The sequence below is a fragment of the Streptomyces sp. NBC_00669 genome (assembly GCF_036226785.1).
Lineage (GTDB): Bacteria > Actinomycetota > Actinomycetes > Streptomycetales > Streptomycetaceae > Actinacidiphila.
The window spans coordinates 3,962,312-3,976,301 of the sequence record NZ_CP109018.1 but is presented as its reverse complement, the minus strand read 5'-3'; the positions used below and the strand labels follow the sequence as shown (position 1 = coordinate 3,976,301).

Annotated in this window: 12 protein-coding genes and 1 tRNA gene; 7 read left to right on the top strand and 6 right to left on the bottom strand. The window is 70.6% G+C overall.

What is annotated here, in order from left to right; translation table 11 throughout:
* Positions 1-125: 125 nt before the first annotated feature.
* From OG896_RS16370 to OG896_RS16360, 3 genes are all read right to left on the bottom strand, one after another.
* A complete protein-coding gene (locus OG896_RS16370; protein WP_329366168.1) occupies positions 126-911 on the bottom strand; it encodes a nucleotidyltransferase family protein in 786 nt (261 codons plus the stop codon).
* An 85-nt stretch (positions 912-996) separates the two neighbouring features.
* The gene (locus OG896_RS16365; protein ID WP_328467598.1) at positions 997-1,407 is read right to left on the bottom strand and encodes a hypothetical protein; all 411 of its coding nucleotides are present in this window, start codon (positions 1,405-1,407) and stop codon (positions 997-999) included.
* 278 nt (positions 1,408-1,685) lie between these two features.
* Positions 1,686-2,801, bottom strand: coding sequence for an ABC transporter ATP-binding protein (locus OG896_RS16360; RefSeq protein ID WP_329366166.1), 1,116 nt, complete (start codon positions 2,799-2,801; stop codon positions 1,686-1,688).
* A gap of 216 nt (positions 2,802-3,017) precedes the next feature.
* Between OG896_RS16360 and OG896_RS16355 the strand changes: the two genes are divergently transcribed.
* From OG896_RS16355 to OG896_RS16335, 5 genes are all read left to right on the top strand, one after another.
* Positions 3,018-3,094, top strand: a tRNA-Thr gene (locus OG896_RS16355).
* A 529-nt stretch (positions 3,095-3,623) separates the two neighbouring features.
* On the top strand, positions 3,624-4,160 hold the full coding sequence (locus OG896_RS16350; RefSeq protein WP_329366164.1) for a hypothetical protein: 537 nt from the start codon (positions 3,624-3,626) through the stop codon (positions 4,158-4,160).
* Positions 4,161-4,421: 261 nt separating this feature from the next.
* The gene (locus OG896_RS16345) at positions 4,422-5,396 is read left to right on the top strand and encodes a hypothetical protein (protein WP_329366162.1); all 975 of its coding nucleotides are present in this window, start codon (positions 4,422-4,424) and stop codon (positions 5,394-5,396) included.
* Between the two features lie 866 nt (positions 5,397-6,262).
* Entirely contained in the window at positions 6,263-9,313 is a 3,051-nt protein-coding gene (locus OG896_RS16340) for an alpha-mannosidase (protein ID WP_329366160.1), read from the top strand.
* 252 nt (positions 9,314-9,565) lie between these two features.
* Positions 9,566-10,714, top strand: coding sequence for an ROK family transcriptional regulator (locus OG896_RS16335; RefSeq protein WP_329374064.1), 1,149 nt, complete (start codon positions 9,566-9,568; stop codon positions 10,712-10,714).
* A gap of 172 nt (positions 10,715-10,886) precedes the next feature.
* Here the strand turns inward: OG896_RS16335 and OG896_RS16330 are convergent, their stop codons facing one another.
* From OG896_RS16330 to OG896_RS16320, 3 genes are read right to left on the bottom strand one after another with little or no spacing between them, the layout of a single operon-like run.
* A complete protein-coding gene (locus OG896_RS16330) occupies positions 10,887-11,240 on the bottom strand; it encodes a hypothetical protein (protein ID WP_329366158.1) in 354 nt (117 codons plus the stop codon).
* Positions 11,237-11,908: an Asp23/Gls24 family envelope stress response protein gene (locus OG896_RS16325; RefSeq protein ID WP_329366156.1), complete on the bottom strand. Its 672-nt coding sequence runs from the start codon at positions 11,906-11,908 to the stop codon at positions 11,237-11,239. Before OG896_RS16325 ends, OG896_RS16330 begins: the two co-directional genes overlap by 4 nt.
* Positions 11,899-12,477, bottom strand: coding sequence for an RNA polymerase sigma factor (locus tag OG896_RS16320; protein WP_329374062.1), 579 nt, complete (start codon positions 12,475-12,477; stop codon positions 11,899-11,901). Before OG896_RS16320 ends, OG896_RS16325 begins: the two co-directional genes overlap by 10 nt.
* Positions 12,478-12,842: 365 nt before the next feature.
* Between OG896_RS16320 and OG896_RS16315 the strand changes: the two genes are divergently transcribed.
* The gene (locus OG896_RS16315; RefSeq protein ID WP_329374060.1) at positions 12,843-13,304 is read left to right on the top strand and encodes an Asp23/Gls24 family envelope stress response protein; all 462 of its coding nucleotides are present in this window, start codon (positions 12,843-12,845) and stop codon (positions 13,302-13,304) included.
* Between the two features lie 151 nt (positions 13,305-13,455).
* Positions 13,456-13,656, top strand: coding sequence for a hypothetical protein (locus tag OG896_RS16310; RefSeq protein WP_329366154.1), 201 nt, complete (start codon positions 13,456-13,458; stop codon positions 13,654-13,656).
* Positions 13,657-13,990: the final 334 nt, after the last annotated feature.

The following is a 13,990-nucleotide window of genomic DNA, read 5'->3' as shown; positions in this document are numbered from 1 at the left end:
GAACGGGCCCTGGGACGCCTTCCGGGGTGCGGTGCTCCGGGATGGCCGTGGGAGGGCCCTGGCGCGGTCCCGACGCGGCTCTGGAAGGGCCCTGGGACGGCTGCCGGGGTGCGGCGCCTGGGACATCACCCCTGGTGCGAACCCAGCTCCTTGGCGGCCTCGTTGAGGTCCTTGGCAGTGTCGATGGCCCGCCAGTACGCACCGTGGGGGATCGGGAACCCGGCGAGCCGGCGTTCGCGGGCGAGCCGGGGGAAGGTGGTCCGCTCGTGGTCCCCGAGGTCGGGCAGCATCGCGGTGAACTCGGGCGCGAAGACGTACACGCCGGCGTTGATCAGGTAAGGCGACGGGGGCGCCTCGATGAAGTCCAGCACCTGCCCGAACTCGTTGGTCTCCACGGCGCCCCAGGGGATACGGGGGCGGGCCAGCGCGAGCGTCGCGACGGCGCCGCGCTCCTCGTGGAACTCGGCCATCTCGTGCAGCGGGAAGCGGGTCCAGATGTCGCCGTTGGTGGCGTACCAGGACTCGTCGGGGCGGGGCAGCGAGGCGGCCGCGTACTTCAACCCGCCGCCGCGGCCCAGCGGTTCGCGTTCGATGACGGTGGTGACGTTGAGCGGGAGCGGGGTCCCGTCCAGCCACTCCTGCAGTACCTCGGCGAGGTGGCCGCAGGAGATCACGGCGTCCGTGACGCCTTCCGCGGCCAGCCAGGCCAGTTGGTGGCCGATGATCGGCGTCCCGGTGCCGGGGATCTCCACCATCGGCTTGGGCCGGTCGTCGGTGTACGGCCGCAGCCGTGACCCCTGGCCGCCGGCGAGCAGTACCGCCTGGGTGACCGAGGTGGAAGCTCCGCCACCGGTGTCCCGGGCGGCGGTGGATGAGGCGGTGGTACGGGGTCGTTGGTCGGCGCGCTTCATGGAGCGCACCCTATGCGACGAGGGGCGTACGGCCCGTGTGGTGCGGGCCGTACGCCTGTCCGCGTGCCGTCAGGGCGGGGACCGTTCAGCCGACGGACGCCACGCCCGTCGCGAACGAGGTGTCGCACACCGGGCGCGACCACGCCTGGGCGCGGTGGGCGGCACCGTCGTACTTGGCGACGGCCGCGCGGCCCAGCGAGCGGGCGATGTCGACGCAGTAGCGCGCCAGGCTGGGCTGCTTGGCCATGGCCACCTGGAGGTCGGTCAGGGCGGCGCCCGGGTCCTTCTCCTGGAGTTCGGCCAGCAGTTTCTGGCGCAGCGCCTCCTGGGGCGCGAGGGCCGCTTGCTTCTTCGACGACGCCGCGGTCAGCACCTGTCCGTCCGAGGACGAACCGGCCCACGGCACGCGGGTGACGGCGAGCGTCCCCGACAGCACGAGGACGACCGGAAGAACGAGCGCGAATGTCTTGCCGAGACGGCGAGCTACCTGGTTCACGCATCGGATCGTAGCGACTGGTGATGATTTGGCGACATTTAGTCACTCTGACGAGGGAGGTGAAACAGGGCAGGCGCAGTCACCGTGTTGACGAACCCACCCGAAAGGCCGGATTTGCGGATTTATGTCGGGTGGTGGGGCGGGCCGGGGTGAACGGTGCCGAGCGGAGCGGGGCATACGCATACGGCGGCGGGCCGGTACGTCCGTCCTGGGCGTACCGGCCCGCCGCCGTGTCGCTCGTGTCAGCGCTGGTGTCAGCCGCTGAGGCGCTCGGTCGCTCAGTCGCTGAGGCGCTCGCCGGTGGAGGTGGCGAACACGTGGCTCTCACCCGGGCGCGGCACGACGTGCAGCACGGCGCCCTTCTCCGGGATCTCGCGGCCGCCGACGCGGAGCACCAGGTCCTTGTGCTCGCCGCCGACCTCGGCGGAGCCGTACACGTAACCGTCGGCGCCGAGTTCCTCGACGACGTTGACGGTCACGGCCAGGCCCTCCGGGCCCTCCTTCGACAGGCCGCCGGCGCCGGAGGTGATGTCGAAGTGCTCGGGGCGGACGCCGACGGTGACCGTCTTGTCACCCTTGTCGGCCGCGGCCTTCACCGCGTCGCGCGCCACGTTCACCACGGTGTTGCCGAACTTCACGCCACCGTCGGTGATCGGCACCTCGACCAGGTTCATCGCCGGGGAGCCGATGAAGCCCGCGACGAAGAGGTTGGCCGGGCGGTCGTACATGTTGCGGGGGCTGTCGACCTGCTGGAGCAGACCGTCCTTGAGCACCGCCACGCGGTCGCCCATCGTCATGGCCTCGACCTGGTCGTGGGTGACGTAGACGGTGGTGACGCCCAGCCGGCGCTGGAGGCTGGCGATCTGGGTACGGGTCTGCACACGCAGCTTCGCGTCGAGGTTCGACAGCGGCTCGTCCATGAGGAAGACCTGCGGCTCACGCACGATCGCGCGGCCCATCGCGACACGCTGCCGCTGACCACCGGAGAGCGCCTTCGGCTTGCGCGCGAGGTACTCGGTGAGGTCGAGGATCTTCGCGGCCTCTTCCACCCGCTTGCGGATGTCGGCCTTGTTGACGCCCGCGATCTTCAGGGCGAAGCCCATGTTGTCCGCGACGGTCATGTGCGGGTACAGCGCGTAGTTCTGGAACACCATCGCGATGTCCCGGTCCTTCGGCGGCAGGTGCGTGACGTCGCGCTCACCGATGCGGATGGCGCCGGCGTTGACGTCCTCCAGCCCCGCGAGCATGCGGAGCGAGGTCGACTTGCCGCAGCCGGACGGGCCGACCAGCACCAGGAACTCGCCGTCCCCGACCTCGATCTCGAGCCCGTCCACCGCGGGCTTGTCGCCGCCCGGGTAGATCCGGGTCGCCTTGTCGAACGTGACAGTTGCCATGACTGTTCACAGTCCCTTCACCGGCAGGAACGTGCCGGACGATCCGAGTAAAGGAAGCTTCCGGAGTGGCTCCGGAGGTGTTCCGCGAAATCGAACAGCCCGCCTCACCAGCGGGCTCACCGTGACGCTACCTGCCGATTTCCGTCTTGTCACCAGCCCCCGGGGCAAGATTTTCGCCACACCCCCACACCCCTGGCCCGGTACACTGGCCCCCGCGCCTCCTTAGCTCAGTTGGCCAGAGCGACGCTCTTGTAAAGCGTAGGTCGTCGGTTCGAACCCGACAGGGGGCTCCATATTTGTCCCTTTCGCGGCTTTCCCGGCGGTGGGCCGCCGCCGCGAGGGGTGCCGATGGCCGGCGGTGACGAGGCGGCCGCGGGCCGCGGGCCGCTTCCCCGGACGGGTCGACCGCGTGGGGATCGTATGCGGACCGTCGAGACCGAGACCGAGACCGAAACCGAGTGGGCGCGGCATGGGCTGCCCGCTGCCTGTTTCGGTTGGGGACGGCGGTGCGGTGGTGCCTGCGGTGCCGGCGGGTGTCCGGCCCGGGCCGGGCGGTAGGGGCAGCGTGACCGGTCGGGCTGCTGTCGGGGCCGAGGGTGGGGCCGATCGGGCTGGGAAAAGGCCGGGCCCGTCGAATGAGCGCTTTGTTCGGTCCTCGCACCGGGCGTCCCCGTATCTGCCTGTATGACGCGGCAACGGATCTGGGCCGTTCAGGGGGGAGTTGTCGACCTACGGTTTTCCCGTAACCGCCCGCCGGCCGGCTTGCGAGGGAGCTGCCGTCGGGAACGCCCCCCTGTTCCGCATGAGTTGAGGAGAAAACTGGTGTCATCGCCTTGCAGCCCCGAGTTCGCCCCGGTGGGCGACGTGGGTACGGCCCTCATGATGATCGACTCCCGGCTCAAGGCCGTCCACGGCAACAGGACCGGGGTCGATCCTGAACAGCAGCTCCTGATCGACCAGTTCACCGCGTCGATGAGCCCCAAGGAAGCCGATGCCGTGCTGGACGGCGCCTGCACGCTCGTCTACATGTTCATGCGGTGGCTTCAGGCGGCCTACGACGACCACGGCAAGGACGCCATCGAACACGTGGTGCCCGACCTCGTGGGCACGATGCGCAAGATGCCCAATAGCGTCCGCCCGGAGACCATTCCCACCATGGCCGGCCTGGTGATTGCCGCGGCCACCGGCCTGGGCCCCGGCCTGTGGCGCAAGCAGTACGGCTACTGGACCGAGAGCGAGATGACCCCGCTGGAAGCCACCGCCTTCCTCCTCGCGGAGCACATCAACCAGCTCACCGAAGACCCCGAGTTCGCCACCCGCCTGATCGGCAACGCCCTGGCCGGCGTGGACATGGATTGACGGCCGGATGCGCGGGGCCGGCTGCGACGTCCACGGTCCGGCCGGCCCGCCGGGGTGTCCTTGCTGAGCGCTGAGCGCTGAGCGCTGGCCGCTGAGCGCAGGCCGCTGACCGCTGGCCGCCAACTGTTGCCGCCGCGTACGACGACCGGCGTCGTGCCTGCGAGCAGCGGAAGTTCCGGCCCGAAGTACCGAGTCTGCCTATGCTGTTGAAGCCTCTCAGGGGGCTCTCTTTCTTGATCGGCGAGGCCATGGGGGTTCGGGATGCGGGTCGGGCTGTCGCGTTGGCGGGTGGCGGTCACCGCCGTGCTGGTGGCCGCGGTGGTCGCGGCGTGCGGGGGCGGGGACGGGGGGAGCAAGGCCGATCCGACGCCGACCCCCGATCCGCCGGTGTCTCTCAAGCTGCAAGCGCTCGACACCTACGCGCGGGGCACCGACGGCCTGCTGGCCCTGTCGATGCACACCAACGGAGCGCACCCTCCGAAGGTGAAGGTCGCGCTGCGGTTCGACGTCCCGGCCGGCAAGTCGCTGAAGACCCAGTACGAGCCGGTGGGGTCCACCGGCTGGGACGGCTGGCCCGCCCTGAAGCTCGCCAGGTCCGCAGGACCCAAGGCCGGGCTCGACACCCTGTCCGGCAGTTACACCGTGCCCATCAAGGACGAGGACATCTGGCGCCTCTACCTCAACCCGCAGTACGGGCCGTCCGGCGCGGACGACGCCGTGGCCGTACACGCGACGCTCAGCTCGGCCGGCCGCACCCTGGCGAGCGACAGTGTGAAGGCGCCGCTCGCGGCCCTCACCGTCAGCGTGCTCGACATGAAGGGCACCACGCTGCACCGCGACGGGCGCTGGACCGAGGCGACGTATGCCGTCCACAACGTGTCCACCCGGGACATCGCGCACGTGGACGCCGGGCTCAACATCTCCCCGTGCAGCGCGGACGACGTCGTCGGCTGCGACCCGACCGGCGCCGATGTGGCCGATGGCTTCACCATGCAGCAGTACGACGGCCACCGGTGGGTCGCGGTGACGCGGTCCGCCAACGCGGTCGGCCATGTGCTGAGCACGTCGCTCAAGGCGGGTGCCAGCGCGCGGGTCCGCGTCCGGGTCGCCGCGGCGGCCGGACTCGGCAAGGACGTGACGCGGGTCGACATCAGCCTCGCGGCCGGGGGGAAGATGCCCGGCGCGAAGACCTCCTCCTACGACTCCGCCGCCCGGACGTTCGACATCGCCCGGTAACGCTGACGGCGCCGCGGTCTTTGAACCGCGCCGCCGTCTTTGAGGCGCGCCGCCGACGACGCGCAGGGCGCCCACGGCGCAGCGCACCACGCTCGGCCGTACCGCCGCCGGTCCGGTCGGCCGTACCGCTTGCCCTAACGCCGGCCGTACCGCCGGTCCGGGGACTTCCGCGACGTTCACCGACTTCCGCGGACGAGGACCGCCATGTCCGGCAAGGGCCGGACGAGCGCCATGAACAACCGTGTCCGGATGCCCGCGCCGGGCCTCTGCGTCTACCAGAGCGAGCCCGCGGAACCGCCCGGGAGGCCGCCCGGCCGTACCACCCGGTTCCGGAGCGAGGCGCTCCGCATTGAATCCCGTTCAATGACGGAGGGGTTCGTAAAACGTATTGACAAACTCGGCGGGCGGTTCGTAGGTTCGAACGGCACTACACCGACACCTGCCGTGCGGAGGACCTGATCGCCATGACCTGGCGCCAGGACGGCTGGTGGCCGATGCCGTAAGAACCCGACCGCTGCGCTCTGCCGCGCAGCGCCGATGGGAGCGTGCAACCACGTTGACCACCGACACCCGGCGGGCGCTCGTCGTCCGCGGCGGCTGGGCCGGTCGTCATCCCCTGGTGAGCCGCGGCGGGTTCGTCCCGTCGCCCAAGGGGCACGAATCGACCGTCCGGAATGTTCGTCATATGCGGAACGCCGAGAATGTCTCGGTCGCCGAAGGTGGACCTCGTGCCGGACGTACGCTGCCCGTTCCCCCGTAGACGTCAAAGGTCGAACCCCATCTGCGAGCGCCCGGACCCGGGCGCCGCAACCGGCCTCTGACCGGCACCCCGCCCTGTCGAGCCCAGCTATCAGGAGACCGTCCTCATGCATGACGACCGCAAACTGGTCGAGGCACGCTTGGAGCGCGTCCTGCGGGAGCGCATCCGTCCGGCGATCCACCCGGAGACGACGCCGCTGACCGTGGAGATCTGGTCCACCTCCGGCGAGCCCGTGCCCGTAGCGGAGGGGCTGTCGGCGACGACGCAGCCCATCTCCGCCGGCACGCCGTGGGGTTCGCCCTGGGGGACGAGCTGGTTCAAGGTCAGCGGCACCGTGCCCGCCGAGTGGGCCGGCCGGACCGTCGAGGCCGTGCTCGACCTCGGATTCACCCCGCGCACCCCCGGATTCCAGTGCGAGGGCCTCGTCTACCGGCCCGACGGCACCCCGGTGAAGGGGCTCCACCCGCGCAACTCCGCCGTACGCGTCGGCTCGCCGGTCGCGGGCGGCGAGACGGTCCGCTGGCACATCGAGGCCGCGTCCAACCCCGACATCGACGGCGAGGTGCCGTTCCAGCCCACCGTGCTCGGTGACCGCGCGACCGCCGGCGACGCGCCTCAGTACGTACTCGGGCAGATGGTGCTGGCGGTCTTCGACGAGACGGTGTGGAACCTGGTCCTGGACCTGGAGGTGCTCGGCGAGCTGATGGCGGAGCTGCCCCTGGAGGGGGCGCGCCGCTGGGAGATCCTCCGCGCGGTCAGCCGCGCGCTGGACGCCGTGGACCTGCAGCACGTGAACGCCACCGCGCAGGCCGCGCGGGACGAGTTGGCGGGAGTGCTCGCCGCGCCCGCGGTTCCGGCCGCGCACCGGATCAGCGCGGTCGGCCACGCCCACATCGACTCGGCCTGGCTGTGGCCGCTGCGGGAGACGGTCCGCAAGGTCGCGCGCACCGTGTCCAACATGACGGCCCTGCTGGACGACGATCCCGACTTCATCTTCACGATGTCGCAGGCCCAGCAGTTCGCGTGGATCAAGGAACACCGGCCCGAGGTGTTCGCCCGGGTCAAGCAGGCGGTCACGGACGGCAGGTTCGTGCCCACCGGCGGGATGTGGGTGGAGTCCGACACCAACATGCCCGGGTCCGAGGCCATGGCCCGCCAGTTCGTGCACGGCAAGCGCTTCTTCATCGAAGAGTTCGGCGTGGACAACGAGGAGGTGTGGCTCCCCGACACCTTCGGCTTCGCCGCCGGCCTGCCGCAGATCATCAAGGCCGCCGGCTCCAAGTGGCTGCTCACCCAGAAGATCTCGTGGAGCCGCACCAACACCTTCCCGCACCACACCTTCGCGTGGGAGGGCATCGACGGCACCCGGGTCTTCACCCACTTCCCGCCCGTCGACAGCTACAACTGCGAGATGGCCGGCCGCCAGATCGCCCATGCGGCACGCAACTTCAAGGAGAAGGGCGTCGCCAGCCGCTCCCTCGCGCCGACCGGATACGGCGACGGAGGCGGCGGCACCACCCGGGAGATGGTCGCGAAGGCCGCTCGGCTGCGCAGCCTCGAAGGGTCGGCGACCGTCGAGTGGGAGGCGCCCGCGGACTTCTTCGCCAAGGCGGAGGCGGAGTACCCCGATCCGCCGGTGTGGGTCGGCGAGCTCTACCTGGAACTGCACCGCGCCACGCTGACCAGCCAGGCGCAGACCAAGCGCGGCAACCGGCGCAGCGAGCACCTGCTGTACGAGGCCGAGCTGTGGGCCACCACCGCGGCCGTACGCACCGGGGCGCCGTACCCCTACGAGGCGCTGGACCGGATCTGGAAGACGGTGCTGCTGCACCAGTTCCACGACATCCTGCCCGGCTCGTCGATCGCCTGGGTGCACAGTGAGGCGCGGCGGACCTATGCGCTCGTGGCCGAGGAGCTCGAAGGCATCATCGGCGAGGCGCAGCGCGCGCTCGCGGGGACCGGAGAGGGCGCGGGGAACTCGGGGGAGCGGGCCGGCGTCGGCGACGTGGTCTTCAACTCGGCTCCGCACGGGCGCGGAGGCGTTCCGGCCGGTGGCGCGGGTGTCTCCGGCTCGCCGGAGACGGTGACCCCGGCCGTGCGCGAGGGCGGCGGCTACATCCTGGACAACGGTCTGCTGCGGGTCGAGATCGACGCGCGCGGACTGGTGGTGTCGGCCTACGACATCGCGGCCGGACGCGAGTCCATCGCCCCCGGGCAGGCGGGCAACCTGCTCCAGCTCCACCCCGACCTGCCCAACCAGTGGGACGCGTGGGACGTCGACGCCTTCTACCGGAATGTCGGCGCCGACCTCACGGACGTCGCGGACCTCCGTGTCGACGGCGCCTCGGTCCGCGTCGAACGTGCCTTCGGCGACTCCCGGGTCGTCCAGTTGCTGTCGCTTCCGGCGGACGCCAAGCGGATCGACATCGACACCGAGGTGGACTGGCACGAGACCGAGCGGTTCCTCAAGCTCGCCTTCCCGCTGGACGTACGCGCCGACCGGTACGCGTCCGAGACCCAGTTCGGCCATGTCTACCGGCCCACCCACCAGAACACGAGCTGGGAGTGGGCCAAGTTCGAGGCGTGCAACCACCGGTTCGTGCACCTCGACGAGCCGGGCTGGGGCGTCGCGCTCGTCAACGACGCGACATACGGCCACGACGTCACCCGTGCGGTGCGCGCCGGAGCCGACGCCGGTACGACGACCACGGTGCGCGCCTCGCTGCTGCGGGCCCCGCGCTTCCCCGACCCGGAGACCGACCAGGGCGTCCACCGCTTCCGCCACGCGCTGGTGCCGGGCGCCACCATCGCCGACGCCGTCCGCGAGGGCTACCGGGCCAACCTCCCCGAGCGCCGCACCTCCGGCGCGAACGCCGTGGCCCCCCTGGTGACCGTGGACGACGACGCGATCGTGGTGAGCGCGGTGAAGCTCGCCGACGACCGCAGCGGCGACCTCGTCGTCCGCCTCTACGAGGCGAACGGCGGCCGTGCCCGCGCCACACTCCGCGCCGACGGCTTCGCCGCCGACCGTGCCGTGCTGACCGACCTGCTGGAGCGGCCGCTCACCGACACCGCGGGCCTCGAAACGGCGGAGGGCGGGGCGGTCCTCACCCTGCGGCCCTTCCAGATGGTGACCCTGCGCCTGCCCCGCGCCTGACCGCGACCACACCCAGCGAACGGAGCGAACGATGTCGGCCGCCGGCACGGGAAGCGACCCCGGACCGGCGGCTCGGCGGACCGGTCCGGACGGAGAATCCGGTGGCGTACCATGCCACCCATCAACGCCGTCGAAGGGGCGGTGGCCTGGTGCCGCGTCCGCCATCCGAGGCTGGGAGAGGCACGGTTGACGACCATCGACAGCGCCGGCAACGACAGACCGCCGATCCGCCGCGGCACCAACCTGCCGCGGATGGGCGACTACAACGAGTCCGTCGTCCTTGATGCCATCCGCCGACACCCGTCCGGGCTGAGTCGGGTCGAACTCGCCCAGGCCACCGGCCTGTCCGCCCAAACCGTCTCGAACATCACCCGCCGACTGCTCGACCAGGGCGTGGCGCGGGAGTCCGGGAAGCGGAGTACGGGTCCCGGCAAGCCGCGCACCCTCCTGGAGGTCGTCCCCACGGCCCGGCACGCTGTGGGGGTGCACCTCGACCCGGCGGTCATCACCTATGTCCTGGTCGACCTGCTGGGCGCGGTGGTGGCGCAGTACAGCGAGCGGACGCCGAGAGGTGGCGGCTCCGACCAGATCGTGTCGGGCATGGCGGCCTCGGTGGCCGCCCTGGTCGGCGAGTCCGGCGTCGACGCCGAACGGATACTGGGCCTCGGCGTTGCCGCACCCGGTCCCGTCGACACCGTGGCCGGCCAGGTACTCGACCCTCCTGAACTGCACGGGTGGGGCAGCTTCCCCCTCCGTGACCGGCTCAGTGAGGCCACCGGCTACCCGGTACTCCTCGACAAGGACGTCACCGCCGCAGTCGTCGCCGAACGCTGGGCCGGCGCGGCCACCGCGAGTCGCAACCTCCTCTTCTTCTACTTCGGTACTGGCTCGGGCATGGGACTCGTGGTGCAGGACACCGTGCTGCGCGGTGTCTCCGGCAACGCGGGCGAGGTCGGCGGCCTCGGCGCGGGCTGCTCGATCCGGACCCTCGTCGACGAGGCCATCTCACTCGGCGTGCTCGGTGCGGAGTTCACCGTGCTGGACCCGGCCGACGCCCCGCGCGGTGTGGAACGGCTGGCCTCACTCACCGCCGAGGGCGACGAGGCGGCGAAGTCCATCATCGATCAACTTGCTGTCCGTATCGGCCGTGGTGTCTGCGCTGCCGCGACCCTGCTGGACGTCGACACCATCGTCTTCGGTGGTACGACCTGGCAGGTGCTCGCCGATCATCTCCTTCCTGTCATAGAACCGATGGTTGCGCGCTCGCCGTTCGTCAAGGCGACCCACCCGACTGCGGTCGTCACCACCACCCTCGGCGAGAACGTGGCCGCCGTGGGAGCGGCGTCCCTGGTACTGGACCAGGCGCTCTCGGCTCAGCCCACATCGCTGCTGCTGGGCTGAACCCGTCGCCGGACCCTCTCTTGGCCGTGTCCTTTGCTGGACCTGGGCCGTCATGTCCCGGCTCCGTCCTCGCCTGTCCGGGTGCGGGTGCGGGTGCAGGTGCGCGGGTGCGGGCGGGCGTGGACGGGCGTGGCCGGGTCGGGAGCACGGCGGGACCGGGAGCGGGACCGGGTCAGACGATCCCGCTGATGGTGACGCTGACCGTGACCGGCGGCGGTGACTGGCCATTCACCGAGGTCACGGCCAGAGCGGCCGTGGCCGCTTCCCGTATCGCGCGGGCGACGTCGAGCGCGCGATGGCCGCGCCGGGCGACGACGTGGACGCTCACCGTCCACGACGGCCGGCCCTCACCGGGGGTGAGGCGGACACCCTCGGTGGAATGGCGCGATGCTCCCTGTGTCGTGGAGCGTATGGACGCTCTCAGCAGTCCGCTGAGACTGGGCTTGAGGAATGCGACGCCGGGCACTTCGCAGACGGCGGTGGCGACCTGGGCGGTGAGTACCTCGCGGGCGGCGGGTTGGGTCATCGGGTCCGTCCTTCGCTGGCCGCATCGTCAAGGAGATCGGTGAGGCGTACGTCGACCGCCGCCACGCGCATGCCCAGTTGGCGGTCTGCGGCTGCGAAGACCTCCTGGCGTACCTGGTCGGCGAGTTCATCGAGGTCGGGGGCGAACGGGAACGTCACTTCCAGGAGCACCCGGACCGGCTCCCGGCCGGGCAGCCCGGGGCGAGCCGGTAGGAGCGGATCGTTCAGCTCGTCCATCGCCACGGGCGCGATTCGGCATGACCCGGCCCGTACTCCCGGCAGCGACTCGGCCGCGGCGCGGAGAACCCTGGCCGCCGTGGCCTCGGTGATCCACGCGTCCTCCTCGGGTTCGCCGAGAGGCAGTGTGCGACCGGGCCGCAGCTCCAAGCGGACCACGTCCATGACGCGTTCGGAGAGGGAGGCGGTGTCCATCGGTGGAGGCGTGCTGGAGCGCAACTCCCTGATCGCGCCGCCGAGCAGATCGAGGTCGGCCAACGCGGCCGAGCAATAAGGGCAGCGGAGGGCGTGCTGGTCGCTCTCACCGCTGTCGGTGGACTCCCACACCTCGGAGAGCATGCGGCCGCAAAGCAATTGCTCGTCGTCGGGGAGTGGCTCCGGTGTCTGGCCGGGCAGGCGGCCGGCTCCGCCCGGGTTGCTGGTCATCGCCATGCGCCCATCGCCTCCGTCAGGCCGCGTCGTGCACGGAAGATGCGCCCGCGAACCGCCTGAGGGCTGATTCCGACCAGTTCGGCGATCTCCTCGTACGTCTGTCCGTTCAACTCTCTGAGCACCCAGCAGGCTCGCTGTTCCGGCGAGAGCAGAGACATCGCCTCGGCCAAGGCGCGCGTGGCCGCGCGGGACTCGGTCACGCGCTCGGGTGAGGTCTGGTGGTCCGGCGCCGGGAGCTCGGGGGTGCCGTCGAGCGGGACGAGCGGGCGGCGCGAGCGCAGGACGTTCAGACAGCGGTTGGTGACGATTCGGTACATCCAGGTCTTGAACCGTGCCTCGCCGCGGAACTCCGGCAGTCTGCGCCAGGCGCTGACGAAGCCGTCCTGAACGGCGTCCTCGGCCTCCACGCGGTTGCCCAGCAGCCGCTCGGCGAGTTGCAGCAGCGGTCCGGCATGCCGCTGTACGAGTGTGGCGAAGGCGTCCTCGTCCCCTTCTCCCGCGCGTACGGCCAGCAATTCGTCGGCCAGCAATTCCTCGGTCAGCAATCCGTCGACCGGCGGGTCGGACAACGGTGGCTCGGACAAAGGCAGATCGGCCGGTGCTTCCGCCGGCGGCAGTTCTACCTTGGCCGCGGGCGCGGCGACGGCTTTCGAGGCGCCGGGCGGCGCTGTGCTGCCGGTGTCTGCGCTGCCCGGCCTGGTGATTTTGCGGTACCCCGACACGCGGCGGCTCCTTTCGTTCGCTCATTGTCTTCGACACGCGAGATCGCCGGATGTCACGCCGTGCGGGCGGATCAGCTCGGAAAAAAATCTTCGCCGCGGATGCGTGACGAATCTCCGCCAGCCGGGTCCAACTCATTAACCGCACGTCACGACAACGCACGATCAAGGAGACAGTGATGGTTGCACAGCAGGTTGAGGCGCCCGTACGAAAGATGGTGGAGAGCGGCGTGAAGCCCGGTCAGGGCTCCACGACGGTCAGCGGTGGCAGTGCCGGCGCGAGCGAGCCGGCTGCGAACAGGGGGAAGACGTCCATCGCCGATGTCGTGGTCGTCAAGATCGCGGGCATGGCTGCGCGCGAGATCCCCGGTGTCTACGACATGGGTGGTGGCCTGTCCCGCACGATTGGTGCTGTCCGCGACCGTGTGCCCGGCTCCCGTCCCAATGTGGGGCGGGGAGTGAAGGTCGAGGTCGGCGAGCGCCAGGCCGCGGTGGACCTGGATGTGATCGTCGAGTACGGCGTCCCGATCGCCGACGTCGCCCGTGACGTCCGCGAGAACGTCATAGTGGCCGTGGAGCGCATTACCGGCCTCGAAGTGGTCGAAGTCAACGTCGCTGTCAACGACGTGCATCTGCTCGACGGCGACGAGCCGGTCTCTGACTCGCGCGTCGAGTGACGCAAGCCTCGGGCCTCGGAGCCGAAGCGCGCAATCCAGAGGCCCAGGTCGGCATCGGTCCCGGGATTCAGACTCAGACTCAGATCCGAGTTCGCCATGAGGTTCGGTTCCTCGTCCAAGTCCGGAGTTGGCACATCATGTGAGGTGAAGTATGAGTAGGGCAGTTATCGGGTTGCTGGTGGGCATGGCGCTGGCCTTTGTCGGGTGGTTCGGGGGATTCGGCGCGTTCATACTCGTGGCCGCGCTCGGGGCGGTCGGCTTCGCCGTCGGCCGACTGATCGAGGGCGACGTCGAGTGGAAGGCGGCGAGGCGTAGTCCGACCTCGATCAGCCGCTGCGCGGGCCTGCGCTGAAGCCTTCTGCCCTGCGACCGCGCCGACTTGGGCGACGTGTGCGGGCAGCGCGACGTCTGCCTGCGGCCGTCGTGTCGCTGCTGATCGCGGTCCGCTCTGCCCTTCTGTTGTCCGATCTCTTGTCCGATGTCGTCGCCGTCCACGCCGCCGGACGCTCTCCTGCACTCCCGCCCCCCGCCGCACGCGCCCCGCGCCCCCCGCGCCAGACATCGGATGACGCGCCCCCGACCCCGAACAACCCGCCCGAACACTCCCAAGCGTCGCACCAACCACCTACGTTGCCGCACTCTGCGCCGACACCCCCCAAGCCGCACCATCCCCGCCCCCGCCCCCG

What these genes read in the sequence shown, in the direction of transcription:
- OG896_RS16370 (WP_329366168.1), bottom strand. Translation starts at nt 911, where the DNA reads ATGAAGCGCGCCGACCAACGACCCCGTACCACCGCCTCATCCACCGCC.
- OG896_RS16360 (WP_329366166.1), bottom strand. Translation starts at nt 2,801, where the DNA reads ATGGCAACTGTCACGTTCGACAAGGCGACCCGGATCTACCCGGGCGGC.
- OG896_RS16345 (WP_329366162.1), top strand. Translation starts at nt 4,422, where the DNA reads ATGCGGGTCGGGCTGTCGCGTTGGCGGGTGGCGGTCACCGCCGTGCTG.
- OG896_RS16340 (WP_329366160.1), top strand. Translation starts at nt 6,263, where the DNA reads ATGCATGACGACCGCAAACTGGTCGAGGCACGCTTGGAGCGCGTCCTG.
- OG896_RS16335 (WP_329374064.1), top strand. Translation starts at nt 9,566, where the DNA reads ATGGGCGACTACAACGAGTCCGTCGTCCTTGATGCCATCCGCCGACAC.
- OG896_RS16330 (WP_329366158.1), bottom strand. Translation starts at nt 11,240, where the DNA reads ATGACCCAACCCGCCGCCCGCGAGGTACTCACCGCCCAGGTCGCCACC.
- OG896_RS16325 (WP_329366156.1), bottom strand. Translation starts at nt 11,908, where the DNA reads ATGGCGATGACCAGCAACCCGGGCGGAGCCGGCCGCCTGCCCGGCCAG.
- OG896_RS16315 (WP_329374060.1), top strand. Translation starts at nt 12,843, where the DNA reads ATGGTGGAGAGCGGCGTGAAGCCCGGTCAGGGCTCCACGACGGTCAGC.
- OG896_RS16310 (WP_329366154.1), top strand. Translation starts at nt 13,456, where the DNA reads ATGAGTAGGGCAGTTATCGGGTTGCTGGTGGGCATGGCGCTGGCCTTT.